At 49.6% G+C, this 25,777-nt stretch carries 29 protein-coding genes, 2 pseudogenes and 1 other annotated feature; of the genes and pseudogenes, 19 read left to right on the top strand and 12 right to left on the bottom strand.

Annotated features, from left to right (window positions below; all coding sequences use genetic code 11):
- Positions 1-269: 269 nt before the first annotated feature.
- From clpB to rluD, 3 genes are all read right to left on the bottom strand, one after another.
- Entirely contained in the window at positions 270-2,843 is a 2,574-nt protein-coding gene (gene clpB / locus VGM55_RS27445) for an ATP-dependent chaperone ClpB (RefSeq protein ID WP_154189437.1), read from the bottom strand.
- Positions 2,844-2,973: 130 nt separating this feature from the next.
- Positions 2,974-3,705 carry a purine nucleoside phosphorylase YfiH gene (gene yfiH, locus VGM55_RS27440; RefSeq protein WP_154189436.1) on the bottom strand — a complete coding sequence of 244 codons (732 nt, stop codon included), beginning with the start codon at positions 3,703-3,705 and terminating at the stop codon, positions 2,974-2,976.
- On the bottom strand, positions 3,702-4,682 hold the full coding sequence (gene rluD, locus VGM55_RS27435) for a 23S rRNA pseudouridine(1911/1915/1917) synthase RluD (RefSeq protein ID WP_154189435.1): 981 nt from the start codon (positions 4,680-4,682) through the stop codon (positions 3,702-3,704). The genes yfiH and rluD overlap by 4 nt, the downstream gene beginning before the upstream one ends.
- A gap of 133 nt (positions 4,683-4,815) precedes the next feature.
- Here rluD and bamD point away from each other — a divergent pair, with 133 nt between their 5' ends.
- The 4 genes from bamD to pheA all read left to right on the top strand — a co-directional run bounded on the left by bamD (position 4,816) and on the right by pheA (position 7,580).
- Positions 4,816-5,553: an outer membrane protein assembly factor BamD gene (gene bamD / locus VGM55_RS27430; protein WP_038479735.1), complete on the top strand. Its 738-nt coding sequence runs from the start codon at positions 4,816-4,818 to the stop codon at positions 5,551-5,553.
- Between the two features lie 268 nt (positions 5,554-5,821).
- The gene (gene raiA, locus VGM55_RS27425) at positions 5,822-6,166 is read left to right on the top strand and encodes a ribosome-associated translation inhibitor RaiA (protein ID WP_154189434.1); all 345 of its coding nucleotides are present in this window, start codon (positions 5,822-5,824) and stop codon (positions 6,164-6,166) included.
- A 108-nt stretch (positions 6,167-6,274) separates the two neighbouring features.
- Positions 6,275-6,399, top strand: a sequence feature (Phe leader region).
- Positions 6,276-6,323 (top strand): pheA operon leader peptide PheL, encoded by a 48-nt coding sequence (gene pheL, locus VGM55_RS27420; protein ID WP_193216298.1) that lies wholly within the window; start codon positions 6,276-6,278, stop codon positions 6,321-6,323. It overlaps the preceding feature by 48 nt.
- A 20-nt stretch (positions 6,400-6,419) precedes the next feature.
- Positions 6,420-7,580, top strand: coding sequence for a bifunctional chorismate mutase/prephenate dehydratase (pheA, locus tag VGM55_RS27415; protein WP_331637336.1), 1,161 nt, complete (start codon positions 6,420-6,422; stop codon positions 7,578-7,580).
- Positions 7,581-7,616: 36 nt separating this feature from the next.
- On the opposite strand, the gene VGM55_RS27410 is transcribed toward pheA, so the two are convergent.
- The 3 genes from VGM55_RS27410 to aroF all read right to left on the bottom strand — a co-directional run bounded on the left by VGM55_RS27410 (position 7,617) and on the right by aroF (position 10,769).
- Positions 7,617-8,489 (bottom strand): SMP-30/gluconolactonase/LRE family protein, encoded by an 873-nt coding sequence (locus VGM55_RS27410; RefSeq protein WP_154189432.1) that lies wholly within the window; start codon positions 8,487-8,489, stop codon positions 7,617-7,619.
- A 77-nt stretch (positions 8,490-8,566) separates the two neighbouring features.
- Positions 8,567-9,688, bottom strand: a complete 1,122-nt coding sequence (tyrA, locus tag VGM55_RS27405; protein ID WP_331637335.1) for a bifunctional chorismate mutase/prephenate dehydrogenase — start codon at positions 9,686-9,688, stop codon at positions 8,567-8,569.
- Positions 9,689-9,698: 10 nt separating this feature from the next.
- Positions 9,699-10,769 carry a 3-deoxy-7-phosphoheptulonate synthase AroF gene (aroF, locus tag VGM55_RS27400; protein ID WP_331637334.1) on the bottom strand — a complete coding sequence of 357 codons (1,071 nt, stop codon included), beginning with the start codon at positions 10,767-10,769 and terminating at the stop codon, positions 9,699-9,701.
- A 535-nt stretch (positions 10,770-11,304) separates the two neighbouring features.
- On the opposite strand from aroF, the gene VGM55_RS27395 reads away from it, so the two are divergent.
- The 3 genes from VGM55_RS27395 to VGM55_RS27385 are packed head-to-tail and all read left to right on the top strand — an operon-like array spanning position 11,305 to position 13,503.
- On the top strand, positions 11,305-11,784 hold the full coding sequence (locus VGM55_RS27395; protein WP_414648324.1) for a YfiR family protein: 480 nt from the start codon (positions 11,305-11,307) through the stop codon (positions 11,782-11,784).
- Positions 11,777-13,021, top strand: a complete 1,245-nt coding sequence (dgcN, locus tag VGM55_RS27390) for a diguanylate cyclase DgcN (RefSeq protein WP_154189428.1) — start codon at positions 11,777-11,779, stop codon at positions 13,019-13,021. Before VGM55_RS27395 ends, dgcN begins: the two co-directional genes overlap by 8 nt.
- A complete protein-coding gene (locus tag VGM55_RS27385) occupies positions 13,018-13,503 on the top strand; it encodes an OmpA family protein (protein ID WP_154189427.1) in 486 nt (161 codons plus the stop codon). The genes dgcN and VGM55_RS27385 overlap by 4 nt, the downstream gene beginning before the upstream one ends.
- Before the next feature lie 346 nt (positions 13,504-13,849).
- On the opposite strand, the gene VGM55_RS27380 is transcribed toward VGM55_RS27385, so the two are convergent.
- The 3 genes and pseudogenes from VGM55_RS27380 to VGM55_RS27370 form a co-directional block, all read right to left on the bottom strand.
- Positions 13,850-14,881, bottom strand: a complete 1,032-nt coding sequence (locus VGM55_RS27380) for a site-specific integrase (protein ID WP_331637333.1) — start codon at positions 14,879-14,881, stop codon at positions 13,850-13,852.
- A 2-nt stretch (positions 14,882-14,883) separates the two neighbouring features.
- Positions 14,884-15,480 (bottom strand): phage repressor protein CI, encoded by a 597-nt coding sequence (locus tag VGM55_RS27375; protein WP_331637338.1) that lies wholly within the window; start codon positions 15,478-15,480, stop codon positions 14,884-14,886.
- A 75-nt stretch (positions 15,481-15,555) separates the two neighbouring features.
- Positions 15,556-15,756, bottom strand: a pseudogene (locus VGM55_RS27370) (helix-turn-helix domain-containing protein); the annotation flags it as partial.
- A gap of 220 nt (positions 15,757-15,976) precedes the next feature.
- On the opposite strand from VGM55_RS27370, the gene VGM55_RS27365 reads away from it, so the two are divergent.
- The 10 genes from VGM55_RS27365 (at position 15,977) to VGM55_RS27320 (ending at position 21,824) form a co-directional block, all read left to right on the top strand.
- Positions 15,977-16,108, top strand: a complete 132-nt coding sequence (locus tag VGM55_RS27365) for a hypothetical protein (RefSeq protein ID WP_331637337.1) — start codon at positions 15,977-15,979, stop codon at positions 16,106-16,108.
- 31 nt (positions 16,109-16,139) lie between these two features.
- On the top strand, positions 16,140-16,649 hold the full coding sequence (locus VGM55_RS27360) for a phage regulatory CII family protein (protein WP_331637332.1): 510 nt from the start codon (positions 16,140-16,142) through the stop codon (positions 16,647-16,649).
- A 7-nt stretch (positions 16,650-16,656) separates the two neighbouring features.
- Positions 16,657-16,854, top strand: coding sequence for a phage filamentation protein Fil family protein (locus VGM55_RS27355; protein WP_331637331.1), 198 nt, complete (start codon positions 16,657-16,659; stop codon positions 16,852-16,854).
- Positions 16,855-16,946: 92 nt separating this feature from the next.
- Positions 16,947-17,234, top strand: coding sequence for a hypothetical protein (locus VGM55_RS27350; protein WP_331637329.1), 288 nt, complete (start codon positions 16,947-16,949; stop codon positions 17,232-17,234).
- Positions 17,235-17,302: 68 nt separating this feature from the next.
- Entirely contained in the window at positions 17,303-17,530 is a 228-nt protein-coding gene (locus VGM55_RS27345) for a DUF2732 family protein (protein WP_331637328.1), read from the top strand.
- The gene (locus VGM55_RS27340) at positions 17,530-17,757 is read left to right on the top strand and encodes a TraR/DksA family transcriptional regulator (protein WP_174335364.1); all 228 of its coding nucleotides are present in this window, start codon (positions 17,530-17,532) and stop codon (positions 17,755-17,757) included. The genes VGM55_RS27345 and VGM55_RS27340 overlap by 1 nt, the downstream gene beginning before the upstream one ends.
- Complete coding sequence (locus VGM55_RS27335; RefSeq protein WP_331637327.1) at positions 17,754-18,338, top strand: 3'-5' exonuclease; 585 nt, start codon at positions 17,754-17,756, stop codon at positions 18,336-18,338. The genes VGM55_RS27340 and VGM55_RS27335 overlap by 4 nt, the downstream gene beginning before the upstream one ends.
- A complete protein-coding gene (locus VGM55_RS27330) occupies positions 18,335-19,150 on the top strand; it encodes a DNA adenine methylase (protein ID WP_414648323.1) in 816 nt (271 codons plus the stop codon). The genes VGM55_RS27335 and VGM55_RS27330 overlap by 4 nt, the downstream gene beginning before the upstream one ends.
- Positions 19,147-19,491 (top strand): hypothetical protein, encoded by a 345-nt coding sequence (locus VGM55_RS27325; RefSeq protein ID WP_331637326.1) that lies wholly within the window; start codon positions 19,147-19,149, stop codon positions 19,489-19,491. Before VGM55_RS27330 ends, VGM55_RS27325 begins: the two co-directional genes overlap by 4 nt.
- Positions 19,491-21,824 carry a replication endonuclease gene (locus VGM55_RS27320; RefSeq protein ID WP_331637325.1) on the top strand — a complete coding sequence of 778 codons (2,334 nt, stop codon included), beginning with the start codon at positions 19,491-19,493 and terminating at the stop codon, positions 21,822-21,824. The genes VGM55_RS27325 and VGM55_RS27320 overlap by 1 nt, the downstream gene beginning before the upstream one ends.
- Before the next feature lie 54 nt (positions 21,825-21,878).
- On the opposite strand, the gene VGM55_RS27315 is transcribed toward VGM55_RS27320, so the two are convergent.
- Positions 21,879-22,187 (bottom strand): DUF1640 domain-containing protein, encoded by a 309-nt coding sequence (locus tag VGM55_RS27315; RefSeq protein WP_331637324.1) that lies wholly within the window; start codon positions 22,185-22,187, stop codon positions 21,879-21,881.
- 319 nt (positions 22,188-22,506) lie between these two features.
- Here VGM55_RS27315 and VGM55_RS27310 point away from each other — a divergent pair.
- Together VGM55_RS27310 and VGM55_RS27305 are read left to right on the top strand one after the other, a co-directional pair.
- A pseudogene (locus tag VGM55_RS27310) lies at positions 22,507-22,866 on the top strand (antA/AntB antirepressor family protein); the annotation flags it as partial.
- Positions 22,867-23,817: 951 nt separating this feature from the next.
- Positions 23,818-24,534 (top strand): LuxR family transcriptional regulator, encoded by a 717-nt coding sequence (locus VGM55_RS27305; protein WP_331637323.1) that lies wholly within the window; start codon positions 23,818-23,820, stop codon positions 24,532-24,534.
- A 45-nt stretch (positions 24,535-24,579) separates the two neighbouring features.
- On the opposite strand, the gene VGM55_RS27300 is transcribed toward VGM55_RS27305, so the two are convergent.
- Both VGM55_RS27300 and VGM55_RS27295 read right to left on the bottom strand, forming a co-directional pair.
- Positions 24,580-25,194: an acyl-homoserine-lactone synthase gene (locus tag VGM55_RS27300; RefSeq protein WP_331637322.1), complete on the bottom strand. Its 615-nt coding sequence runs from the start codon at positions 25,192-25,194 to the stop codon at positions 24,580-24,582.
- A gap of 513 nt (positions 25,195-25,707) precedes the next feature.
- The coding region (locus tag VGM55_RS27295) for an IS1 family transposase (protein WP_139118787.1) at positions 25,708-25,777 on the bottom strand (70 nt) is incomplete at its 5' end.

Below are 25,777 nucleotides of genomic sequence, written 5' to 3'. Positions count from 1 at the left end.
GTGGCGTATATTACGCTTTCCTCTTTCAGAGTCAAGCGTTTATTTTCGCTTTCGTCTGACTGACTACCGGGTTGTTAAGCCGCTTTCGAAGCCGCTTCGCCGTGTCAGTGGAGGCGCATTATAGGGAGTTCTCAGAGCCTTACAAGTATAAAATACAAAATAATTGCCGATCGCTCACTTTCCAGGCTAAGCGTCTAAATTCCGGTCGCGATTGATTCTTTTTCAAACAAAAACGAGCCCGAACGGGCTCGTTTTTTACGTTATGTGACTTACTGCACTGCCACAATATGGTTGTTTTTCACTTCCAGCTGAATTGTTTTCCCTGGAATCAGCTCTCCGGAGAGAATTTGCTGAGCCAGCGGGTTCTCAATTTGCTGCTGGATAGCGCGTTTCAGCGGACGCGCCCCATACACCGGGTCATATCCGTTTTCACTAAGCAGCTTCAGCGCCTCATCTGAGATATTCACCCCGTAGCCACGCTCCTCGAGCCGTTTGTACAAACGCTGCAGCTGGATCTGCGCAATAGAAGCAATGTGGCGCTCACCCAGAGGATGGAAGACAACGACTTCATCTATACGGTTAATGAACTCAGGACGGAAGCTTTGGCTAACCACGCCCAGCACCAGATCCTTCATGTGACCGTAATCCAGTTCGCCAAAACGCTCCTGAATTAAGTCTGAGCCAAGGTTCGAGGTCATAATGACAACCGTATTACGGAAATCAACGGTTCTGCCCTGTCCATCGGTCAAACGACCGTCATCAAGGACCTGCAGCAGGATGTTAAACACATCCGGATGTGCCTTCTCGACCTCATCCAGCAGAATGACTGAGTAAGGACGACGACGAACGGCTTCCGTCAGATAACCGCCTTCTTCATAACCCACATAGCCAGGAGGCGCACCCACCAGCCGCGATACGGAGTGTTTCTCCATAAACTCGGACATATCGATCCGCACCATCGCATCGTCGCTGTCGAACATAAAGTTCGCCAACGCTTTGCACAGCTCGGTCTTACCTACCCCGGTTGGCCCCAGGAACAGGAACGAACCGATTGGGCGATTCGGGTCAGATAGCCCTGCGCGGCTACGGCGAATAGCGTTTGATACCGCCTCGACGGCTTCATCCTGGCCAATCACGCGCTGATGAAGATCTTTTTCCATACGTAATAGCTTGTCGCGCTCGCCTTCCAGCATTCGGGCAACCGGGATCCCGGTCCAGCGCGCCAGCACTTCGGCAATTTCTGCATCCGTCACTTTATTACGCAGCAGACGCATGGTTTTCCCTTCGCTCTGGGTCGCCGCCGCCAGCTGTTTTTCCAACTCAGGAATTTTCCCGTACTGCAGTTCGGACATCCGCCCCAGGTCGCCGACGCGGCGCGCCTGCTCGATAGCAATTTTCGCCTGCTCAAGTTCAGCCTTGATGGTCTGCGTACCGGACAGCGAGGCTTTCTCCGCCTTCCACTCTTCTTCGAGCTCAGAGTACTGGCGTTCTTTATCTTCCAGTTCTTCATTCAGCATGCTGAGTCGTTTCTGACTGGCTTCATCAGACTCTTTCTTCAGCGCCTGCTGCTCCAGCTTGAGCTGGATAATGCGGCGATCGAGACGGTCCAGCTCTTCCGGCTTGGAATCTATCTGCATACGAATGCTGGATGCGGCTTCATCAATAAGGTCGATGGCCTTATCCGGCAGTTGACGATCGGCAATATAGCGATGAGACAGCGTGGCTGCCGCCACAATTGCCGGATCGGTAATTTGTACATGGTGATGCAGCTCATAGCGTTCTTTCAGCCCGCGCAGAATCGCAATGGTGTCTTCTACAGTAGGCTCCGCCACGAACACTTTTTGGAAACGTCGTTCTAGCGCAGCATCCTTCTCTATATATTGGCGATATTCATCGAGCGTGGTCGCGCCAACGCAGTGGAGTTCACCACGAGCAAGCGCCGGCTTGAGCATGTTCCCGGCATCCATTGCGCCGTCGGCTTTACCTGCGCCAACCATAGTATGCAGCTCATCAATAAACAGAATGACGTTACCTTCCTGCTTAGAGAGATCGTTCAGCACGCCTTTCAGACGTTCTTCGAACTCACCGCGGTATTTGGCCCCTGCCACCAGCGCGCCCATATCCAGCGCGAGAACCCGACGACCTTTCAAGCCTTCTGGTACTTCACCATTAATGATGCGCTGTGCAAGCCCTTCGACGATGGCCGTTTTACCGACGCCCGGTTCACCAATCAGTACCGGGTTGTTTTTTGTACGGCGCTGCAATACCTGGATAGTACGGCGAATTTCTTCATCACGGCCAATAACCGGATCCAGCTTGCCTTGTTCGGCCCGCTCAGTTAAATCAACGGTGTATTTCTTCAATGCCTGACGTTGGTCTTCGGCACCCTGATCGTTCACGCTCTCCCCTCCACGCATTTGCTCAATCGCGGCGGTTACGTTCGCTGGCGTTGCGCCCGCTGCTTTCAGCAAATCGGTCAGAGTGCCGCGAGAGTCAAGTACCGCCAGAACAAACAGCTCTGACGAAATAAAGTTATCGTTTCGTTTTTGTGCCAGCTTGTCGCACAGGTTCAATACGCGTACCAGATCCTGAGAAGGCTGGACGTCGCCGCCGGTGCCCTCTACCTGCGGCAAACGGCTTAGCGCCTGCTCGATGTCAGTACGTAATTTGCCCGCGTTCACCCCCGCAGAGGTCAGTAACGGACGCACAGATCCCCCTTCCTGATTGAGCAAAGCGCTCATCAGATGCAGAGGTTCGATGAATTGATTGTCGTGCCCAAGCGCAAGAGATTGGGCATCGGCGAGAGCAAGCTGGAATTTATTGGTAAGACGATCCAGACGCATAACTCCTCCCATAAACAGGTCAAATTTGCTACTGGAGATTAAATGAGGTCATCCCTCAATTATTCAAGGTTAATGACCTGAAATATATGAAGCGCGAGCGACACGCACTGGATCGTCTTGATTCGATAGGTTATATCAGCCAGATGAAACTTGCCATACGACCTGTGGTTCTGTCGCGGCGGTATGAGAAGAAATCGCCGCTTTCGGTCCAGGTACAGCGGTCGCCGCCGTACACCTGCGTAACCCCCACGTTCGCCAGCCGCTGCCTTGCAAGCTGGTAGATATCAGCATAGTACTTTTCACCCGCAGCGCGGAAAGCGCTTGCCGCTTTTTCGTCCTTTGCCATAAAGGCTTCACGGACTTCCGGCCCGACTTCAAATGCCAGAGGGCCAATTGCCGGCCCAAGCCAGGCGCGAATGTTCTGCGGAGCGTCCTGGAAACAAGCTACCGTATCTTCAAGCACGCCGTCACACAAACCGCGCCAGCCTGCATGAGCTGCGGCAACTTCCGTTCCCGCGTCATTACAAAATAACACCGGCAGGCAATCTGCCGTCATCACCGCACAAACCGTCCCCGGCGTATTGCTATAAGAAGCATCCGCACGCTTTGAAGCGTACGGTTCACCCGTTAGCCTTAACACCGTTTTACCGTGAACCTGCTCAAGCCAGACTGGCTTCGAAGGCAAACCTGCCGCGGCGTAAAACAACCGACGGTTCTCTTCGACGTGCTCCAGGTTATCGCCACAGTGGGCGCCCAGATTCATCGAGTCGTACGGCGCGAGGCTAACGCCGCCGATACGGGTTGAGCTACAGGAGGCGACCCCTTGAGGAAGGGGCCACTGCGGGACGATCGTTTTGATCATAACCAGTCCAGTTGATCCTTGTGGATTTCAGTATCGACGCGCAGGGCTTCGATAAGTTCAACCATATCCTGCGGGATTGGTGCACTCCATTCCATCAGAATCCCACTGACAGGATGGTAAAGACGCAGCATGGTAGCGTGCAGGGCCTGGCGATCGAACTTGCGCAGTACGCTGACAAACTCTTCTGATGCACCCTTTGGCGGACGCGGGCGGCCACCGTACAGCTGATCGCCCACCAGCGGGTGACTGATGTGCGCCATGTGTACACGAATCTGGTGTGTACGGCCGGTTTCCAGGCGCAGACGCAGGCGCGTATGAACGCGGAAGTGTTCCATAATACGGTAGTGCGTCACCGCTGGTTTACCCATCGGGTGCACGGACATATGGGTACGTTTAGTCGGATGACGGCTGATTGGCTCTTCCACCGTACCGCCACCGGTCATATGGCCGATAGCAACGGCCTCATACTCACGGGTAATCTCGCGCAGCTGGAGTGCTTCAACCAGGCGTGTTTGCGCCGGAACGGTCTTCGCGACGACCATCAGGCCGGTGGTGTCTTTATCCAGACGGTGAACGATACCCGCGCGCGGTACATCGGCAATCGGCGGATAGTAATGCAGCAACGCATTCAGCACCGTGCCGTCAGGGTTGCCCGCACCGGGGTGAACGACCAGATCACGCGGCTTGTTAATAACCAGAATATCTTCATCTTCATAAACAATATTCAGGGGGATATCCTGAGGTTCCCAGCGCGCTTCTTCTTCAATTTCTGCATTGATAGCAACGAGTTCGCCACCCAATACTTTTTCTTTCGGCTTGTCCCAGACAACGCCGTTGACCGTAACTCGCTGGTCAAGAATCCATTCTTTTATGCGCGAACGCGAATAATCCGGGAACAATTCGGCCAATGCCTGATCTAAGCGTTGACCCAGTTGTGAATCGGACACCGTTTCGGTGAGTTGTACTAGTTGTGCCATAGACAGCTTCTTTCGTTAACGTTGGGTTTTACGGCAATGCCGTTTAATATAATGTGCTATTGTAGCTGGTCTTTATCGGGAGCCGGAACACGAACTCTCCCGGAAATAACATTACTTAGGAAAGTCAAACGTCATGACGCGCATGAAATATCTGGTGGCAGCGGCCACGTTGAGCCTGGCTTTGGCTGGTTGCTCCAGTTCCAAGGATGAGGTTCCTGATAATCCGCCTTCTGAGATCTATGCGACTGCCCAGCAAAAGCTGCAGGACGGTAACTTTAAAGCGGCGATAACGCAACTGGAAGCGCTGGATAACCGTTATCCGTTCGGCCCGTACTCTCAGCAAGTGCAGTTGGATCTGATTTACGCTTACTATAAAAATGCGGACTTACCGCTGGCTCAGGCGGCGATCGATCGCTTCATGCGTCTTAATCCGACTCATCCAAACATCGACTACGTACTTTACATGCGTGGCCTGACGGACATGGCGTTAGATGACAGCGCGCTGCAGGGCTTCTTCGGCGTTGACCGTTCTGACCGCGATCCGCAGCACGCCCGCGACGCGTTCAACGACTTCTCGAAGCTGGTGCGCGGCTACCCTAACAGCCAGTACGTAACCGACGCCACCAAACGCCTCGTGTTTCTGAAAGATCGCCTGGCGAAATATGAGCTTTCCGTGGCGCAATATTACACGAAACGCGGCGCATGGGTTGCAGTAGTTAATCGCGTTGAAGGAATGCTGCGTGATTACCCGGACACTCAGGCAACCCGCGACGGCTTAAAGCTGATGGAAAATGCCTATCGCGAGATGCAGATGCCGGGCCAGGCCGACAAAGTCGCGAAGATTATTGCCGCGAACAGCAGCAATACCTGATCCACTACGTCATAAGAAAAACGGCAGCCCCGGCTGCCGTTTTTTTATCTGCCAACGCCAAAACTGAAACGGTTTAGCGTCAGGTCATCCCATCAAATATGGACGCGATTGTGGATTACCACAAGTGCTAAAAACACATATCCTGTCCTGCCTCACAAAAAGGCTTCCTTGACAAAAAGTGACAAAATAATGTGATTTAAATCACACATTCTGACATTGGGAGCGGTATGCTGGAGTTACCAAGACGGCAAAGACAAGAGGTAACTTTATGACAATGAACATTACCAGCAAGCAAATGGAAATCACCCCAGCTATTCGCCAGCATGTCGCCGACCGTCTCAGCAAACTGGACAAGTGGCAAACTCATCTAATTAATCCACATATCATCTTGTCCAAAGAACCTCAGGGTTTTGTGGCTGACGCCACGATTAACACACCGAATGGGCACCTTGTAGCCAGTGCCAGACATGAAGATATGTATACGGCTATCAACGAATTAATCAGCAAACTGGAGCGACAATTAAACAAAGTGCAGCACAAAGGTGAAGCACGTCGCACAGCAGGTTCAGTGAAAGACGTGTCCTTTGCAGAAGCAGAAGCCGACGAAGAGTAACAGGTTACTCTCCTTCCACTCACCGCAACGCGCCTCCGGGCGCGTTTTTTATTGACAGAACGAAAACAGAGCAGGTACTTTAACTCTTAGATTACTCAGGAAACCTGACATGAAACTTTTCCCGTTCTTCTTCGCATTCTTTTTTACCTTCCCCTGACCAGGAGGCAATTCGTCGTGTGATAAAGAATGCGAAGACGAACAAACAAGCCTCCCAACCGGGAGGCTTTTTTATGGATATCGAAAAGGTAGCGTTATGACCGAAATTAATCCGTTGCTGGACCTACGCGATAAAATCAGCGCACTGGATGAAAAGCTGTTAGCCCTGTTGGCAGAGCGTCGCTTGCTGGCAGTTGAGGTTGGCAAAGCAAAACTCGCTTCTCACCGCCCGGTACGCGATATCGATCGTGAAAGAGATTTACTGGAGCGCCTGATTACCCTCGGTAAAGACCACCATCTCGATGCCCACTACATCACGCGCCTGTTTCAGCTCATTATTGAAGACTCGGTTCTTACACAGCAAACTCTGCTGCAACAGCATCTGAATAAAACCAATCCTCATTCTGCTCGTATCGCTTTTCTTGGCCCGAAAGGTTCTTACTCTCACCTTGCTGCGCGCCAGTATGCCGCTCGTCACTTTGAGCAGTTCATCGAAAGCGGCTGCGCCAAGTTCCACGATATCTTCAACCAGGTGGAAACAGGCCAAGCGGATTACGCCGTTGTGCCGATTGAAAACACCAGTTCGGGTGCCATAAACGACGTTTACGATCTGCTGCAACACACCAGCCTGTCGATCGTTGCCGAAATGACGGTGCCGATTGACCACTGCGTGCTGGTTTCCGGCTCTACCGACCTCGAGCAGATCCAGACTGTTTACAGTCACCCTCAGCCTTTCCAGCAGTGCAGCCAGTTCATCAATCGCTATCCACACTGGAAAATTGAGTACACCGAAAGCACCTCTGCGGCAATGGAGAAAGTCGCGCAGGCTAACTCCCCTTACGCAGCGGCGTTGGGCAGTGAAGCCGGTGGTGCGCTTTACGGCCTGCAGGTGCTCGAACGTAACCTGGCTAACCAGACCCAGAACATCACCCGCTTTGTGGTGCTGGCGCGTAAGGCCGTTGAGGTTTCTGACCAGGTACCCGCGAAAACCACTCTGCTGATGGCAACCGGTCAGCAGGCCGGTGCGCTGGTAGAGGCGTTGCTTGTACTACGTAATCACAACCTGATCATGACCAAGCTCGAATCACGCCCAATCAACGGTAACCCGTGGGAAGAGATGTTCTATCTGGATATTCAGGCAAACCTGAAAGATGAGGCAATGCGTAAGGCGTTGCGCGAGCTGGGGGAAATCACCCGCTCCCTGAAAGTGCTCGGCAGCTATCCAAGCGAAAATGTGGTACCGGTCGATCCCATTTGATTAAAGTGCCCGCCCGACCTGTGTCGGGCGGGCGCATTACGCTTCGCGAAACGTCAATTTTTCCATTCCAGCCACGTCTACACGTAAAGTGAAGATAGCCCCGGAAAGCGGCAGACTTGCTACCTCGTCCTCGTCCATATTTTCCCTGGTGGTGGTGATAAATAGCGTTTTCATATCATCACCACCAAAGCAGACCATCGTTGGGCAGCGCACGGGCAAGCTGTGCTCTTCAACAATCTCCCCCTGAGGTGAAATACGCGCAATACGGTAGCCATCAAACAGCGCCGTCCAATAGTAGCCTTCGCTGTCCAGCGCAGCTCCGTCAGGAACACCCTCGTTTTTGGCAAATCGCTTAAAGACTTCACGTACGCCCGGCTCACCTTGCGCATCCAGAGGGGTGCGGTAAATCACGGCATTCGGCGTGTCCGAGGTATACATCCATTGTCCATCCGCGCTAAATGCCAGTCCGTTAGCGCCGTGAATATCATGCTGAATCACATGCGGCGTCAGATCGTTATCCACCCGACAAAGTAACGCGCCATTATAGTCACCAGGCCCCCAGAACGTGCCGGCGTAAAAACGCCCCTGCCTGTCGGTTCCGCCGTCGTTGAAACGTGCCAGATCCGGGTTACTCGGGTTATCGCAAACTTTGCCCACAATCAACCCGGTGTTATTGGTCAGCCAAATCCCGCTTCGCATTGCCACAATAAACCCGCCGGTCTCGCGCAGTGCAAAGCAGCCCACCTCTTCGGAAAACTGAATAATGTCATGCTTGCCGCTGGCAAGATGATAGCGGTGGATTTCATTCTCAAGAATATCCGTCCAGTAGAGGCTACCTTCTTCTGCGCTCCACGTAGGGCATTCGGGTAAGTGACCGATATAGTCGAACAGCAGCTGAGGCTCAGCCATTTCAGGTATCCTTTTGGCAAACAAAAAAGCCAGCGGGTAAACTCCCACTGGCTTTTGATTATAAAACCTTTTGCCACTTACTGGCGGTTATCATTTGCCTGGCGTAACAGGACGCGGCTCTCATTCTGGAAACGTTGAGCGTAATCCCCGAACCAGTGCTCCACTTTACGGAAGCTGTCGATAAACGCCTGCTTGTCACCGTGTTCCAGCAGGCCAATCGCCTCGCCGAAGCGCTTGTAATAGCGCTTAATCAGCGCCAGATTACTTTCCGACGACATAATAATGTCGGCATAAAGCTGTGGATCCTGGGCGAACAGTCGGCCCACCATCGCCAGCTCGAGACGGTAAATCGGCGATGACAGCGCCAGAAGCTGCTCAAGCTGTACGTTTTCTTCCGCCAGATGCAGCCCATACGCGAAGGTCGCGAAGTGGCGCAGTGCCTGAATAAACGCCATATTCTGGTCGTGCTCAACGGCGCTGGAACGGTGCAAACGCGCGCCCCAAACCTGAATCTGTTCCAGCAGCCACTGATAAGCTTCCGGCTGGCGGCCGTCGCAGTAAACCACAACCTGTTTTGCCAGACTGCCGCTGTCCGGGCCAAACATCGGGTGCAGGCCAAGTACCGGGCCAGAATGTACCGCCAGCATCGCCTGCAGCGGGCCATTCTTCACTGAAGCTAAATCCACCAGAATGCAGTCCGCCGGCAGCGGAGGCAACTTAGCGATAACCTGCTCGGTGATATGAATCGGTACGCTTACAATCACCATGCCCGCATCGGCCAACAGTTCCGGCGCTTTATCCCAGTCCTCTTTTTCAAGAATACTAACCCGGTAGCCGGAAAGCGTCAGCATTTTTTCAAACAGACGCCCCATCTGGCCGCCGCCGCCCACAATCACCACCGGACGCAGTGAAGGATGCAGGGTTTTAAAGCCCTTATCGTTCTCGCTGGAGTACGACTCGCGCATTACGCGGCGCAGCACGTCTTCAATTAAATCCGGTGGAACCCCTAAGGCTTCGGCCTCTTTACGGCGAGACGCCAGCATGGAGGTTTCTCGCTCCGGCACATAAATAGGTAAGCCGAAGCGGCTTTTTACTTCACCCACTTCCGCCACCAGTTCCAGCCGCTTAGCCAGCAAATCCAGTAGCGCTTTATCCACTTCATCGATTTGATCGCGCAGCGCGGTCAATTCAGCCACCATAGTAAACCTCTTATGCCTGACGAGCCGCCAGCACACCGCTCAGATCTTTGTGGATCTCACGCAGCAGGCTGTCCGTAGTTTCCCAGTCGATGCATGCATCGGTCACGGACACGCCGTATTTCATTGCGCTGCGCGGCTGCTCTGATGATTGATTACCTTCATGGATATTACTTTCAATCATCAGGCCAATAATAGAGCGGTTACCATCTTTAATCTGAGCAATGGCGGATTCTGCCACGCCCGGCTGGCGACGGAAGTCTTTATTTGAGTTGCCATGGCTGCAATCTATCATCAAGGACGGACGCAGGCCTGCTTTCTGCATTTCGGCTTCACACTGGGCAACATCCGCCGGGCTGTAGTTAGGCGCTTTGCCGCCGCGCAGAATCACATGCCCATCCGGGTTACCCTGAGTCTGCAGCAGGCAAACCTGCCCTGCCTGGTTAATGCCCACGAAACGGTGCGGCATAGCGGCAGCGCGCATGGCGTTAATCGCCGTCCCCAGGCTGCCATCGGTACCATTTTTAAAACCAACCGGCATAGAAAGGCCAGAAGCCATTTCGCGGTGTGTCTGGGATTCAGTAGTGCGGGCACCAATTGCAGACCAGCTAAACAGGTCGCCCAGGTATTGTGGACTATTTGGATCCAGCGCCTCGGTTGCCAGCGGCAGCCCCAGGCTTACCAGCTCAACCAGCAGGCGACGCGCAATTTTCAGCCCTGCTTCCACATCAAACGAGCCATCCATATGCGGGTCGTTGATAAGCCCTTTCCAACCAACGGTAGTACGAGGCTTTTCAAAATAGACGCGCATCACGAGGTACAGACTATCGCTAACTTGTTCAGACAGAGCTTTAAAACGACGAGCGTATTCAATAGCAGCTTCCGGATCGTGGATCGAGCAAGGTCCACAAACCACCAGCAGACGCGGATCGCGACCGGCAATGATGTTGGAAATCGTCTGACGGGATTGCTCAATTTGCGCTTCCTGAGCCACAGTGAGTGGGAATTCCGCTTTCAGCTGATCCGGCGTGATAAGTATTTGTTCGTCAGAGATATGAACATTGTTAAGCGCGTCTTTTTGCATGATGGCTGTCCTGTATTTAGCTCGTTTGCGATAGTCGTTTCCTCGTGGAGGAGGTCTTACTTTACCCGCCAGCAGTAAAGATTGCAATCCAATATACGTAAATTAATAGTTACACTAACGATTCAATAGCGCTTACAAACGCATCAATCGTAAAGAAAATATTACACTCGACATAAAAATGCGTGTTTTATGGACAAAAATGCAATAACAAACAAAACCGCGCGTAAAAATTCATTCCCCTTCTATGCTGATATTATCCAGGCGCGTGGTAGTTTTTCTTCGTGGAGGATATAGATAACGATTTGCGCCATCATTTCAGGGCTATTCTCTTTATTATTTTCAATAATCAGGAATATCATCACACCTGGGAATGAATGACGGGATAATGCGGGAGTGATATGCTCAACGTCGATACCATAAATAATAAAGGCCCGTTTCACAGGCTACGCGGCTTTTGGTCAGGTGGAGCGTGAAAACCATGCCTATTTCGCGCGTGCTAACTTTATTTACGGCGTTTTTCGTCTGCCTGATATTTATGTCCCGAACGCTGGCCTCTCAACCGGCTAGCCCGGCTCTGTCTGACAAGGTTCGTACCATTGTTGCCGGTATTGTAAGCTATACGCGCTGGCCCCAGCTTCAGGGTCTTCCCAGACTGTGTATCTTCTCAACCGCCGCCTATGCCGCTACGCTGAGCAATAAAAATAGCGATATATCCTTTCAGCCGCTGCTCATTAAGTCGGACGAAGAGGCATTACGGGCACAATGCGACGGGATCTATTTTGGTAACGAGTCACCACAACAGCAGTTGCAATTAATAGAACGCTATCAGTCTCGACCCTTATTGTTAATTGCCGAGCAAAACCCACAGTGCATAATTGGCAGCGCTTTCTGCCTGAATATTCATAAAGACGCAGTTTCTTTTTCGGTAAATCTTGATGCATTAACGCGAAGCGGCGTCAGGGTTAGTCCGGATGTATTACTGCTGGCTCGGCCTGGGAATAATAGTCATGAATAAGGATTTGACCATGCCGTCACGTCCGACGTTTAAAGGAACGTTACGCAGAATCAGCATTATTAGTGTGGTAATAGCCATGCTCATTGTCTGGCTGTTGCTTTCCGTCGCCTCAATGTTGACGCTCCGGCAATACGCCCAAAAAAATCTGGAGTTACTGGCCGTTACCGTTAGCCACAGCCTGGAGGCAGCGGTTGTTTTCCGCGATGGCGCTGCCGCAAATGAAACCCTCGCGATACTGGGCAAACAAGGGCAGTTTACCGCCGCAAAGGTTGTGGACGCTAACGGTAAAGAATTGACCCACTGGCAGGCCGATAAACCCGCTCAGCGCGATATGGTCGGTGGACTGGTCACGCAGTGGCTCTATCCCCATCCTATCAGGCAGCCCATCTGGCATAACGGTAAAATCATCGGCGAAATGCGCCTGATCGGGACGGATGCCACCGTTACCCTGTTCGTCTGGCTTTCATTAGGCGTACTGACGGCCTGTATTCTACTGGCCTCTGTTATCGCATTGGGTATTTCACGCCACCTGCATCAAGACATTGATGCCGCACTGCAGAATATTACCGACGTGGTTCACGACGTGCGCAGCAACCGCAATTTTTCCCGTCGCGTATCGCCGGAAAAAATCGAAGAATTCCACCTTTTTGCCCTCGACTTTAATAGCCTGCTGGATGAGATGGAAGAGTGGCAAAGCCAGCTACAGCTTAAGAACGCCTCGCTGCAAAAAACCGCACTCCAGGACTCTCTCACTGGCCTGGCAAACCGTGCGGCCTTCCGCTGTGCTTTGGATAAGCTGATTGAAGATGCAGATACACTGAAAGACAGTGCTCTGTTGTTTATGGACGGCGATAATTTCAAGTTTGTTAATGATACCTGGGGGCACGCTGCGGGAGACGCCGTGCTCATTGAAGTCGCAAAACGGCTACTGGCTTTTGCTAACACCCGCCATCTGGCCTTCCGTCTGGGCGGTGACGAATTTGCCATGCTGCTCCACTCTGTTAATAGCGATAACGAAGCAACTCTGGTGCTAAAGCAGCTAAAAGAAATTATCGAGCAACCCATTCTCCTCCCGGGAGGGCACTGGGTCACGATGACGCTTAGCGTCGGCGTTGCGCTCGCTAAAGATATTACGTCGGCGGAAAACCTGATGGAAACCGCTGACCGCAATATGTATATAGAAAAACACAAGCAACGTGAGTTGCTTACAAAACAGCACCAAAGGAATTCATTATGATAGCTTCGCGCTTATTCGCACCAGCAATGCTCTTTTCATTCCTGTTAACCGGCTGCCAGGCTCCACCCTCGACGTTCTCTCCTGAGCAAGTTGCCGCCATGCGCTCCTATGGCTTCTCTGAGTCAAACGACGGCTGGTCACTTGGGCTGTCCGACAAGATCCTGTTTGGTAAAAACCAATACAAATTGCAGCCTGAAAGCTATCAAACCATCCAGTCAATGGCCGCGAAGCTCTCAGCAACCGGCCTGAAGCACGCCCGCCTTGATGGCCATACCGATAACTACGGCGAAGACGGCTACAATGAACAGCTCTCTCTCAAGCGCGCGAATATCGTCGCGGATGTCTGGGCTGAAGGCGCTAAAATCCCGCGCAGCAATCTCACCACGCAAGGACTCGGTAAGAAATATCCGGTGGCCAGCAACAGTACCGGCGAAGGCCGTGCCGAAAACCGCCGCGTTGCGGTCGTCATTACGGCCCCATAATTTCAGCGAATTCCGCGCATAAAAAAGGGCTGCCAGATGGCAGCCCTTTCAGTCCGGTGACAAACAGCTGAAAAACGTGATTTTCAGCTGTTTGGGGTAAAGCAGAGAACATAGTTCATCTTTTTATTCGCACACCGTTCTGACCTTTTTACAGGTAATGCACTTCGACATTTACGCTATAAAAAAGGGCTGCCGGATGGCAGCCCTTTTATTTGGATGTCGCCTAAGCGAATCTTAGTTAAGACGCTTCTAGGAAGCGACTAGGGGAATCAATGATTTGCATATTTCATAATAAGTTACGCACATCCTAGGTATACTTTAAACCACCCTCGCACATGCTCCGTGGTCAATCGGTGGACATTATCAAACTCAGGGGATTCAATTCGACAGCCTGTTCGAGATGGTCAGGCGCAAAGTGTGCATACTTCATAGTTTCACGAATGTTAGCGTGGCCGAGTATCTTTTGAAGTACAAGGATGTTACCGCCGTTCATCATAAAATGCGCACCGAAAGTATGACGCAACACGTGTGTCTTTTGCCCTTCTGTAAGCTCAATGTCTGTGAACAGAAGCATTTTCTTGAATTCCTGATAGCAAGGCTTAAACATCTTGCCCTGACGGGTCGCTAATTTTTCATAAAGCCACTTAGGGATTGGAACGGTACGATTCTTTTTGCCTTTAGTTTTTGTGAACGTCAGTTTGTACGGCGAAAGCTGAGGGCGGGTTAATCGTTCAGCCTCCCCCCACCGCGCACCGGTTGCCAGGCAAATTTCAGCAATCTGTGTAAGGTCTTCATGTCCATATTTCTGACAGGCCAGCATGAGCTGAGGGATTTGCTCAAGGGTCAGCCAGGACATTTCTTTTTCAGCTTCTTTGAAGACGCGAATTCCATCCAGAGGATTAGGTAAACTCCACTCCCCTAACCGCTTTAATTCGTTAAATACGGCTTCAAGATATTGCTGCTCGCGATTGACCGTTATCGGTTTGGCTACCCATTTAGCCGGGTCCGTATGGTAACCATTATCAATCCTGCCGCTAAGACGCTGGTCGCGGTAATGCGCCCAATCCTTAGCAGTAAGTTGTGAAGCTACCGGGTCGCCGAGTCCGTTGCAGACGATTTGCAATTTAGCCAGTCGGGATTTACTGGCAACCAACGCCTGCCCGTGCAGGTTATGCCATAGCTGAATAACTTCACTGAGTTTGCGGCGGTCTTCTTTCTCTGACATCCACGGCTTATCTTTGGCCTCATCACGATAATATTGCTCATAAGCCACCGCCTCACCTTTCGTGGTGAAGCGTTTACGCACGCGACGACTTTCTCGCCCACCAACGCGGAAATCACACAGCCACTCCCCGGATGAAAGCTTTTTAACTACCATGTTTAAATACTTTTGCTCAATGTCAGAAAGACCATGCCGACACAGTTGATTTCATCGACAAGACACTCAAACTGCGAGGCACCATTTTTGACTGTCAGCCGGTTACCGGGAAGCCGAGCAACATCGTACACATCGCAGGTGCCGTCAACGTCAATCAGCCACCGTCCATTTGCGATATTTTTAGCATCCAGATCCACAAGCCAGCGTTGACCAGTTTTTTCGACCAGTACAGGGTTATTAACACCGGATTCGATCTGCGACTCATCGCAGAACCAGTAACCGCTCGTCGAAAGTTGACCTGTATGGATACTGTATTTAGTGATTTGCCTAAGGCCAGCAGGCAGAGCTGTTAGCGGCTCAGGTTGCACTTGTGTCTGTTGCTCATTCATGGGCCCGATACCTGTGGCCAGCCAGTATAAAGATGCGCCAGTATCAAGCGCACAGACTATAACCACATCACCGGGGAAATGCTCGCGTCTTACCCATGCACTCATTGTGCCTGATGGAATATGGAGATGGTCGCCCAACTCCTTTTGCATAGTGAAACCGTAAGCCTGCATGATGCGCTGCAAAACCTTTTTACCGCCAGAATTCTGCATTGCCTCCATCAATCTCATACCCTGCATAGGGTAATGTCCGGGCTCAAGTCTTACATTTGTAAGTTCACTTCCATCCATAAGCCATTTGAGGTCAGCGCCAGTATCAAATGAGCATTGAATCAAATAATCGCCAGGAACTTTGCCGCGCTTCACCCAATTACTGATGGTTGATAGAGGTACATGCGTTATTTCTGAGTATTCAGGACGATTTTTCACACCGTAAGAAATAAGAATCCTTTCAATAACTTGCTTAACATCATCAGTCACACCACTCATAAAAGGCTCCAAAAACTACCATTAAGAGGTTTACACAAACCCCCATAGGGGTTAATCTTTGCCTCAACACACCGCAAATGTGTCAAAACATACTAAAAACCAAACCAACCGGAGATGATCACTTATGAATCTTCAAATTGCAATCCCCAATGGCCCAGACTTCCTCTCATATGACGAGTTCGCAAAGCAGTACGGATGCAGCCTGAACACCGTCAAAGAGATGGTAAAACGCGGCGAGTTGCTTCTGGTACCACGTACCCGCGAGGGCAGCCTTGGTCGCATCAATATGATTGCCTTTCGCGCAAAGCTGTTAGCGCAGGCGATGAATTCGCGCTATGCCGTGTTCCAGTAACTTAATTTTGCAAGTTATATGAGGTTGCAGCATGTTAGATTTTCGCATTTCCTCACATGCACACTTTGACGAGGCTTGCCGGAAGTTCGCGGAGACCCACAAAGTGAGCGAGCTCGCAGTCAAGGCCGGTATTAAACCGCACACGCTGTATAACAAGCTCAACCCGGAACAGCCTCACCAGCTCACCCCGCGTGAGATTTGGGTGCTGACCGATATCACCGAGGATTCAACCCTGGTTGATGGTTTTCTCGCGCAGATTCATTGTCTGCCATGTGTACCGGTCAATGGTCTGGCAAAGGACAAATTGCAGTCATACGTCATGCACGCAATGAGCAAACTCGGTGAACTGGCAAGCGACGCAGTATCAACAGGACGACTGACCTTGGCCCGTAAAAGCTCAATGGTTGAGAGCATTAATTCAGGGATCCGAATGCTGTCACTTTCTGCAATGGCACTGCAGGCTCGTTTACAGACTAACCCGGCTATGTCGAGCGTTGTCGATAGCGTGAGCGGTATCAGCGCATCGTTTGGGCTGATTTGAGGTGACTATGCTGACTAAAGAACCATCTTTCGCATCACTTCTCGTAAAGCAAAGCCCGGCAATGCACTATGGTCACGGCTGGATCATGGGGAAGCATGGCAAACGCTGGCACCCGAGCCCCGACCAGTCTGCATTGTTAAATGGTCTTTGCGCTAAAAAGCCGTCTTTGTTTACCTGTCTGATTAAACGTTGGAGGACTCAATGAAAAATGCAGTGCTCTCTTCATCCGTCCCGGCGGTAAAAAAAGAATTTAACAATGTGTACTTTATACATTCGCGTATTGATGAGCCGTTAAAAATGACCGGCGACGAATGTCTCGCGCGTTTTCGCCAGCAATTAAAGGCGACGAGTAACGCCGCGCAGCGTAATTTTAATAAACTTAATGATAATTTTAAATTCGTTGTCCTGACACTGGCGAACCGTAAAGAGCCAGCGGCATTTAAATCGGACGAAATCGGCAAACCGTTTGAGTACTTCGATAAGCCACGCCGCTATCTCATTATTGAGTCGATGAACGAATTAACGCGCTGGGGAAATATACTTCCTCGTCATTTTTCGAAACACGATATTTATCTGGCTGATTAATTAATAACTTTCAAAAACAAGGCGTAAACCCGCCGGGCATTCTTTTGCCCAAATCAGGAGAAATACAAATGAGAAATATTCAGGTACGTGAATTTCAGGTTGATAACGATGCGCTGGGGACGTTGTTGAGCCAGGCAAAGAACGAAGAACGTAAAGCGCGCGCAGCTGCCGTTTCCATTCGCCTTGAAGCCCTAGCAACTCACATCACTAACAAAGGTATGGATGGTAAAGAAGCCGCTGAACTGCTGCGCCGCGAAGCCATTCGTTTTGAGCATGAAGCACAGGAGCTGCACTAATGGCTGATTCAATGGACCTCGTACAGCAGCGCGTTGAAGAAGAACTCCAGCGCCACATCCACACCGCCCGCAATAAAACGCCGGGCGTTTCCCGTGTTCTCTGCATTGATTGCGATGCACCGATCCCGCCAGCACGCCGCCGCGCCATTCCGGGCGTGCAGTGCTGTGTCACCTGTCAGGAAATTTCAGAGCTGAAAGGCAAACACTATAACGGAGGTGCGGTATGAATACCGATAAGATGACAATTAGCCAACGTGCAAATCAATGGCTTGATAATGACTACTTATTTATTGATACCGAAACGACCGGGCTGGGTGATGATGCGGAAATAATTGAAATATGCATTATTGATAGTTATGGGTTTATTATGCTTAATACGCTTATTAAGCCCACTAAGCCTATCCCTGATGAAGCAATAGCCATTCATGGAATTACTAATGAAATGGTAGCTTTTGCGCCTGCCTGGACTGATATATGCGGGGCAGCGGAGGAACTATTTCGGCGCTTTGGGTTTGTTGTCTATAACGCCGATTTTGATCTCCGGTTAATTCGTCAGACCTACGCATTGAATGGAAGACCTTCTGAAGGTGCGCCATGGATGCTTGCTGCTCATTCTGTTTGCGCGATGAAGCTTTATGCAGAGTATCGAGGCGAGCCGGGACGATTTAATGGCTATAAATGGCATAAGCTGGTTGATGCTGCTGCGCATGAAGGTGTTGTGGTTGAAGGTAAGGCGCACCGTGCTTTAGCTGATTGCAAAATGACGCTAGGGCTTGTCCGTGCTCTGGCTAAAGGTGGTGCTAAATGAGCACCATCCTGAAATGGGCGGGAAATAAAACCGCCATCATGCCGGAACTGATTAAGCATCTGCCTGCAGGTCAGCGACTGGTGGAGCCGTTCGCCGGTTCCTGTGCTGTGATGATGGCAACAGACTATCCTCATTATCTTGTCGCTGATATTAATCCAGACCTGATTAATCTTTATCAGGTTATTAAAAATGAAATTGAATACTTCATCGAAGAGGGCAAGTATCTTTTTGAAGCTCGTAATGATTCAGATGCATATTATAAGACACGACAAGAGTTTAACTTGCGCCATGGTGGCGCAATTGAACACGCATTGTATTTCTTATATTTAAATCGCCATGGTTATCGTGGGCTGTGCCGCTATAACCTGAGTAGTCATTTCAATGTTTCATACGGTAATTATAAAAAACCGTACTTCCCTGAAAATGAAATTCGGGCTTTTGCAGAAAAGGCACAACGCGCAACGTTTATCTGTGCCAGCTATGAAGAGACGCTGGCAATGCTGGAATCAGAGGATGTGGTTTATTGCGACCCGCCATATGACGAAACATTTAATCAGTATCACTCCGCTGGTTTTACACAGAAAGAGCAGGGAACGCTGTCTGTGTTGCTACGTGACCACGTAAATAATGGCGGTTCGGTTGTCGCGTCAAATAGCGACACTGCACTGGTTCGTTATCTTTATCGTGACTTCACCATCCACCACATAACGGCCAGACGCAGCATGGGTGTGGCTGCCGGTGATGGTAAGTCTGCTGAAGAAATTATCGCAGTAAGTGGATCGGCGATAAGTGAAGCGAGGGCTGCATCATGACAATTCGTCTTCAGCCAGGAATGAAAGCCTACACCAGGGCCTTAAGCCTCCATATTGGGCCAAACGAACTGATTTACAGGGCGCCGAGGGGAACAAAGTTCGCGGTTATCCTGATGCTGGCTGAGAGGCCGGACAATGAAGCCGGGATTGCTGCCAATGATTATTTAAGAAGTAGCGGCTGGAACGAAAGCGATAGCTGTTCAGATGAGTTGCAGGCAAATATCCAAAGTGAGATTGGTGATTTCTTTGCGGGGTTTGGTGGGCCGGGAGAGCCTGAGTCGCCGGAAAAGGCTCAGGCGCAGCTCATGTCGCGGATTAATGCGCTGTTTAAGGCTGTTTAATGAGCGCTGACTACGCTTATCTCTGGAGTGCCCCAAAAAAGGCAATCAACCCCTACACAGACCCGGCGGAAGTTGCGCCGGTGTCTGCGCTTTCAAACCTGATCGATCTTTACGCTGCGGATAACGAGCATGAAAAGCTACGCCGTGAGCAGCTGAGCGATGAGGTCTGGAACCGCTATTTTTACAATGAAGCCCGTGACCCTGTCCAGCGTGAAATAGAACAGGACCGGCTGATTAGTCGCGCCAGAATGGCCCACGAGCAGCAGCGTTTTAATCCCGATCTGGTCATTCTGGCTGACGTTAACGCCATGCCGTCCCACATCAGCAAGCCTTTGCTGGAGCGGATTAAATATTTCCATAGCCTGGGCAGAGCAAAAGCCTATTCCCGCTACCTGCGTGAAACCATCAGGCCGTGCCTTGAACGCCTGCAGTGCGTGCGTGACAGTCAGGTCTCTGCCTCTTTCCGGTTCATGGCGAGCCATGACGGGCTGGAGGGGCTGCTGGTCCTCCCTGAAATGAATCAGGTTCAGGTCAAACGTCTTTCCACGCTGGTTGCAGCAAATATGAGCATGTGTCTCGATGCGGCCTGCGGTGATCTGCTTGTCAGCGATGATGTAAAACCAGAAGAAATCCGTCAGGCATGGGAAAGGGTTGCTGCAGAGGCCATGCGCCTTGAGGTCATCCCGCCAGCGTTTGAGCAGCTACGCTGCAAAAAGCACCGCCGCAAGCCGGTGCCTTATGAACTGATCCCATCATCACTGGCTCGTATGCTGTGCGCGGACTGGTGGTATCGAAAATTGTGGCAGATGCGTTGCGAGTGGCGGGAAGAACAGCTGCGCGCTGTCTGTCTGGTCAACAAGAAAGCGTCCCCGTATATCAGCTATGAAGCCGTGATCCACAAACGCGAGCAGCGCCGCAAATCACTGGAGTTTTTCAAGTCGCATGAGCTGATAAACGAAGACGGCGACACGCTGGATATGGAAGACGTGGTGAACGCCAGCAACAGCAACCCGGCACACCGCCGTAATGAAATGATGGCCTGTGTTAAGGGGCTGGAGCTGATCGCGGAAATGCGCGGAGACTGCGCGGTGTTCTATACCATCACCTGCCCGTCACGCTTCCACGCAACCCTCAAAAACGGCAGACCTAATCCGAAATGGACCAGTGCCACTGTCCGGCAGAGCAGTGACTATCTGGTTGATACGTTCGCCGCTTTCCGCAAGTCCATGCACAAAGCCGGGCTGCGTTGGTATGGCGTCCGGGTTGCAGAGCCGCACCATGACGGCACCGTGCACTGGCACTTACTGTGCTTCATGCGTAAAAAAGACCGCCGTTCCATCACTGCACTGCTGCGTAAATTTGCCATCCGTGAAGACCGCGAGGAGCTGGGGAACAATACCGGGCCACGCTTTAAGTCTGAGCTGATCAACCCGCGCAAGGGGACACCGACAAGTTACATAGCCAAATACATCAGCAAGAACATCGACGGGCGCGGGTTGGCAAAAGAAATCAGCAAAGAAACGGGCAGATCACTGCGTGACAGCGCGGAGCACGTCACCGCCTGGGCTTCACTGCACCGCGTTCAGCAATTCCGTTTCTTTGGCATTCCGGGCCGCCAGGCTTACCGTGAGCTCCGCCTGCTGGCAGGGCAGGCTGGCAGAGCGCAGGGTGATAAAAAAGCAGGTGCGCCGGTTCTGGAAAATGCCCGTCTGGACGCCGTGCTGGCTGCCGCGGATGCGGGGTGTTTTGCAACCTACATAATGAAGCAGGGCGGCGTGCTGGTACCCCGTAAACATCATCTTGTCAGAACAGCCTACGAGCTTAACGACGAGCCGAGCGCTTACGGCGATCACGGCATTCGCATTTATGGCATCTGGTCCCCGATTGTTGAGGGCCGGATCTGCACGCACGCCATAAAGTGGAAAATGGTTCGTAAGGCCGTTGACGTTCAGGAGGCGACAGCCGACCAGGGCGCTTGCGCCCCTTGGACTCGTGGCAATAACTGTCCCCCTGATGAAAATTTGAACCAGTCAGGAGGCAATTTGGCGGATCCCGAAGAGCCAGAGCGGCTGCCTGACTTTCAGAATATGAGCAAAAAGGAACTGCGCGAGCTGAGTGCAAGGCTGAGACTGGTTAAACCAAAGCACCGGAAAGAGTACAAACAGGAAATAATAGATCAGCAACGCCTGCAACTTCAGGCAGAACTGAGTTCCAGAGGGTTTGATGGCAGTGAAAAGGAGATCGAGCGGCTTCTGTGCGGTGGCAGTATACCGTCAGGAGGTGAGTTGCATATTTTTTACCACAACCAGCGGCTGCAGGAGGATAATAAATAATGGCAGTGTAGTGGCACACTGATACTGGCTGCGATGTTTATGCAAAAAGTATTATCAGAGCGGCAATTTGATGATGGCGGCCAGAACACCTACGGCTATGACGAGCATGCCGCCGAATTTGACGGTGAGTTGGAGACTGAGTTTATCAATTTTAGCACCAACCATATCGAAGCGATTATCCATTTCTTTACGGAGATCTTCGATGTCACGTTTAACTTCGACAAGGTCTGCTTTGGTTGCCACCTCCGCAGCTTCATGCGACTCCTTAACCGCGGTGGAAAAAGCGCGCGCCTGAGCGGCGGAGACGCCAGCAGCTTCGAGCGTTTCAACAAATTTTAAGGTGTCGAAAAATACCTGAGCCATAAATAAACCCTCCTGAATTTACGTGGAGTGTAGCCTGGGCCGGGGTTGACGACAACAGATATCCGGGGCTATAGTCTGTCCGCAGCCGCAAAATCGGCTGTCGGGATTGCAACCCCGGATATCAAGTAAGCGCATAACCGCGCAATGCGGTTTTTTTATGCGTAACGCACTGATACACCATAAATTATGGTGGACTGGGCGAGGCTCCTGAAAGGGAGGCCGGGTTTCTTACTTGACCGGTTGTTGCAACCTTGTTCAGTTCACCACCTTAAGATTGCAACCTGACGGTGGTGATAATCCTTCAAGTAGGAGAATTACTATGGCCAATCAGCTTATTCCTGTATTTAGTGGCACAATATCTAATGAAGCAGCCCTGCTTTGTGATGCACGCGAACTTCACATTTTCTTAGGCGTAAACCGCGACTTTTCAAACTGGATCCGTGACCGTATTGTTGACTACGGATTTGTTCAAAACAAGGATTATATTTTGCTCGCCAAAAATGGTGAGCAAAGAAAAGGACGTGGCGGACACAACCGTAAGGAATACTACCTCACCCTCGACACAGCCAAAGAACTGGCGATGGTGGAACGTAACGACAAAGGCCGTCAGCTCCGTCGTTACTTCATTGAATGTGAAAAAAAACTTCATGGTAAATACTTACCTGTAATCCAGCCCGTGGCTGCTCTGCCTGAGTCAGATAAGGTGCCACATCCAACCACACTGGAATTCGATATCCCAGAACCGATGGTGATTGTAAAAGGTAGCGCGGTGTCTCAGCTTAATGCACTCTTTAGCACTGTAGAGTATCTGTAAAGCGAGATGTGGCCTCATCTGCAAGCACTGTTTCCTCTACTGGAACAGCGCTACTCTGGCGCATTTGAAACTTCCCGAATTTTAATGCGTTTGCTCAAAGATACGCGGCACAGCTTTGAAGAAGCAAGGATAAAGTCCTGTTGAAAAAAATCCCTCGCACTCTTTTGAAGTGTGAGGGATGCCAACGAGGCCAACACCAGGGAAATACTCACTGACGACTATACTAAAGTTTAGTTTTCATGGATATCGATTTGATCAAAAAACGAGACTCTGGCGACAGCATCGCGGCGGGAGGAAGATGATAAATGGTAGCCATATCTTTGATATGACTTTGACTATCTGAGGTATTGACGCCAACCAAGACTCTGTATCGAAATAGGAATCACTGGCTGTGTAATGCAGGGCGAACACATGAGTTATAAATTTGTTACCACATGGCAAAGCATAAGCAAATTAGAATAACATCATCAAATGAATTATTAGTCACCGCGCATGAATAAAAAATCAATTCAGCATAGAGTGTCGAACATTAAAACACGTAACTGACAAACAAATTCATAACAAAAAATTAACTCATGCATTTACCTGTCTGAAGCAAGCATTTTGAATGGAGAACTGTATTTTTTCTCTTTATTATGCAGAATTTTCTATACTTTCGTCTTGAAGGTGTATTTTTTAAGGATAGATATCTATACTGTGGACCAGTTGTAGAGTCATCTGTATCAAGGGCTAGCAGACAGCTTTACGTATTTATGCATGAATCATCACGGCTAGCTTGGTGGGATGATAGTAGCAGAATCAGAGAGAGCACATATAATGTCGAAGTTTTATTCAAATGAAAATATAAATAACAAAATAAAATCTCTTTTAGTAGATAATATCTTGGATAAGGATGATGATAAATTCGGATATTTTATTATAAGTAAAAGGGATCTTGTTGATATCAGTATCATAAATAATCATCCTGAGTGGTTCGATTTATATGTGGAAAATAATCACCAAATGGTCGATCCAGTAGTTATGAAGGCCTTAAGCAGAGTGGAAAGTTTTGATTGGGATGATGAAATTATCAGAACATCAAGACTGGCGTTGCCAAAAGTGATGATTCATGCAAAAAAGCATGACATTAATAGTGGTCACACCTTTATAATCCACGATTGCAGAAACAATCTCGTGCTACTGTCAATCTTCAGCAGCGATTTAGAAATAACAGGTGAAAAACGTTCACTAAATCATGAGCGTAAGTTATCCCTGTTTGTAAAAATACATCAAAAATTATTGTCTATGTATGAATTTTTCGAAAAAGATAATAAATCCGACAAAGTTGATATTTCGGAGAGAGAAAATGCAATTCTTTATTGGGCGGCAATGGGGAAAACTTATAAAGAAATTGCGACAAGACTAGGAATTACTGAATCTACGATAAAATTCCATATGGCAAAAATTGTTCATAAGTTAGAGGCGGCTAATGCTAAACATGCGATAAGGTTAGCTTCTGATTCAAAATTAATCCATTTACCTGCTGGTAAATAATCCCCTGCGATGCAGGGGAGGACAGATGAAAAATAATTAGACATTTCAAAACATACGCTCTATTTCTATATGGTCAGGATACGAATTATGCAAATTTTTCATTAGGCCACCAACAGTTTTATCATTAGTAGGCATAACAATTAAATAAATGCGTTCATTTTTTTCTGATACTCCTTGTTGTTGTATCATTACCTTCCATCCAGCCCTAATCAAACTACTCAAGAGTTGTTTGGTAACAACTGCATAAACGCCTTCGTATCCGGCCTCTTTTGCGAAATTGTAAATGTTTAGGTAAAAATTCAGCCTTACGTTCTGCAAGCGTCTGTAATCAAATAAATTGTCCTTATCTATAAATATCCTGGTTACTTCAACATAATTTCCTTTTAATATTTGCATATTATTGAAATATTTATAAAACACACCTGTGCACATATTTTGTAGATTCATATCAATGAATCTACAGCCGCAAATTATTTTTCCTTCAATTTTCCCTGTAAGATACGATGTATTATCATTGTCATATTCATCAAACTCCATTCCATCCACGCATTTAACTAACCAGTCTAACTTATCCTTAAATATTTTTTTTCGTATACAATAGAAATCTTTAAGGTCTTTAGGTAACATCTCGTTGTACTTACATAATTCAAATTTTATCATAATATTCCACTTCCTATTTTTACTATACGTGAAAATTTCCTTGTTTGGTTCGCTCTGTCTATACTATTTTTATTACAATCATGCGTTTAACGTTCTTGCTAAAGTATTTTTTACTTCAACACCCTTTAGAACACTTTATTGCACCAAAGTATAAAAAGCAATCGGAAAGTCGGTAGGCAATAAAATAGCGATCTTGCAGTGGTTTGGTCGGAGCTTTGAACCTCATTTTACTGACCTGAATAAGCAGCTACAGGGGTTTTACTGCACCAAAGATGTATCAGCGTATAGAAAAATGCCCCTTACATTCGGATAGAATGTAAGGGGGCCAGAGTGGATCAACACCAGGAGATGCGCGCGATTGCTGTGTGCACAGTCAAGAAACTATGCCATGGTATGGTTTCTACTGAAAACCACATTCATGACCTTCCTGGGTGAGCTCATGGGTTGATTTCTTGTATTAATGTTGTCTATTTACTGAGTGCTTTAACATTAGGGATTTGGTGATGACTCCAATCAATAGAACATGTACTTTTCGATAAAAGCACCTATGACTTTTTCATGAAGCTCAACAGAACGTGAGAAG

Source organism: Cedecea sp., assembly GCF_036500665.1.
Lineage (GTDB): Bacteria > Pseudomonadota > Gammaproteobacteria > Enterobacterales > Enterobacteriaceae > Cedecea.
The sequence above is the reverse complement of the archived record's forward strand: the minus strand, read 5'-3'. Positions and strand labels throughout refer to the sequence as shown.

Excerpts from the sequence above, each read along its gene's own strand:
- VGM55_RS27365 (WP_331637337.1), top strand. The coding sequence starts at position 15,977 with ATGGTAAAACGCGGCGAGTTGCTTCTGGTACCACGTACCCGCGAGGGC.
- VGM55_RS27330 (WP_414648323.1), top strand. The coding sequence starts at position 18,335 with ATGAGCACCATCCTGAAATGGGCGGGAAATAAAACCGCCATCATGCCG.
- VGM55_RS27375 (WP_331637338.1), bottom strand. The coding sequence starts at position 15,480 with ATGCAGAATTCTGGCGGTAAAAAGGTTTTGCAGCGCATCATGCAGGCT.
- pheA (WP_331637336.1), top strand. The coding sequence starts at position 6,420 with ATGACCGAAATTAATCCGTTGCTGGACCTACGCGATAAAATCAGCGCA.
- bamD (WP_038479735.1), top strand. The coding sequence starts at position 4,816 with ATGACGCGCATGAAATATCTGGTGGCAGCGGCCACGTTGAGCCTGGCT.
- VGM55_RS27350 (WP_331637329.1), top strand. The coding sequence starts at position 16,947 with ATGACCGGCGACGAATGTCTCGCGCGTTTTCGCCAGCAATTAAAGGCG.
- VGM55_RS27380 (WP_331637333.1), bottom strand. The coding sequence starts at position 14,881 with ATGGTAGTTAAAAAGCTTTCATCCGGGGAGTGGCTGTGTGATTTCCGC.
- dgcN (WP_154189428.1), top strand. The coding sequence starts at position 11,777 with ATGAATAAGGATTTGACCATGCCGTCACGTCCGACGTTTAAAGGAACG.
- VGM55_RS27335 (WP_331637327.1), top strand. The coding sequence starts at position 17,754 with ATGAATACCGATAAGATGACAATTAGCCAACGTGCAAATCAATGGCTT.
- rluD (WP_154189435.1), bottom strand. The coding sequence starts at position 4,682 with ATGGCACAACTAGTACAACTCACCGAAACGGTGTCCGATTCACAACTG.
- raiA (WP_154189434.1), top strand. The coding sequence starts at position 5,822 with ATGACAATGAACATTACCAGCAAGCAAATGGAAATCACCCCAGCTATT.
- VGM55_RS27300 (WP_331637322.1), bottom strand. The coding sequence starts at position 25,194 with ATGATAAAATTTGAATTATGTAAGTACAACGAGATGTTACCTAAAGAC.
- VGM55_RS27385 (WP_154189427.1), top strand. The coding sequence starts at position 13,018 with ATGATAGCTTCGCGCTTATTCGCACCAGCAATGCTCTTTTCATTCCTG.
- clpB (WP_154189437.1), bottom strand. The coding sequence starts at position 2,843 with ATGCGTCTGGATCGTCTTACCAATAAATTCCAGCTTGCTCTCGCCGAT.
- yfiH (WP_154189436.1), bottom strand. The coding sequence starts at position 3,705 with ATGATCAAAACGATCGTCCCGCAGTGGCCCCTTCCTCAAGGGGTCGCC.
- VGM55_RS27320 (WP_331637325.1), top strand. The coding sequence starts at position 19,491 with ATGAGCGCTGACTACGCTTATCTCTGGAGTGCCCCAAAAAAGGCAATC.
- VGM55_RS27340 (WP_174335364.1), top strand. The coding sequence starts at position 17,530 with ATGGCTGATTCAATGGACCTCGTACAGCAGCGCGTTGAAGAAGAACTC.
- aroF (WP_331637334.1), bottom strand. The coding sequence starts at position 10,769 with ATGCAAAAAGACGCGCTTAACAATGTTCATATCTCTGACGAACAAATA.
- VGM55_RS27315 (WP_331637324.1), bottom strand. The coding sequence starts at position 22,187 with ATGGCTCAGGTATTTTTCGACACCTTAAAATTTGTTGAAACGCTCGAA.
- VGM55_RS27325 (WP_331637326.1), top strand. The coding sequence starts at position 19,147 with ATGACAATTCGTCTTCAGCCAGGAATGAAAGCCTACACCAGGGCCTTA.
- VGM55_RS27345 (WP_331637328.1), top strand. The coding sequence starts at position 17,303 with ATGAGAAATATTCAGGTACGTGAATTTCAGGTTGATAACGATGCGCTG.
- VGM55_RS27410 (WP_154189432.1), bottom strand. The coding sequence starts at position 8,489 with ATGGCTGAGCCTCAGCTGCTGTTCGACTATATCGGTCACTTACCCGAA.
- VGM55_RS27395 (WP_414648324.1), top strand. The coding sequence starts at position 11,305 with ATGTCCCGAACGCTGGCCTCTCAACCGGCTAGCCCGGCTCTGTCTGAC.
- tyrA (WP_331637335.1), bottom strand. The coding sequence starts at position 9,688 with ATGGTGGCTGAATTGACCGCGCTGCGCGATCAAATCGATGAAGTGGAT.
- VGM55_RS27305 (WP_331637323.1), top strand. The coding sequence starts at position 23,818 with ATGTCGAAGTTTTATTCAAATGAAAATATAAATAACAAAATAAAATCT.
- VGM55_RS27360 (WP_331637332.1), top strand. The coding sequence starts at position 16,140 with ATGTTAGATTTTCGCATTTCCTCACATGCACACTTTGACGAGGCTTGC.
- VGM55_RS27355 (WP_331637331.1), top strand. The coding sequence starts at position 16,657 with ATGCTGACTAAAGAACCATCTTTCGCATCACTTCTCGTAAAGCAAAGC.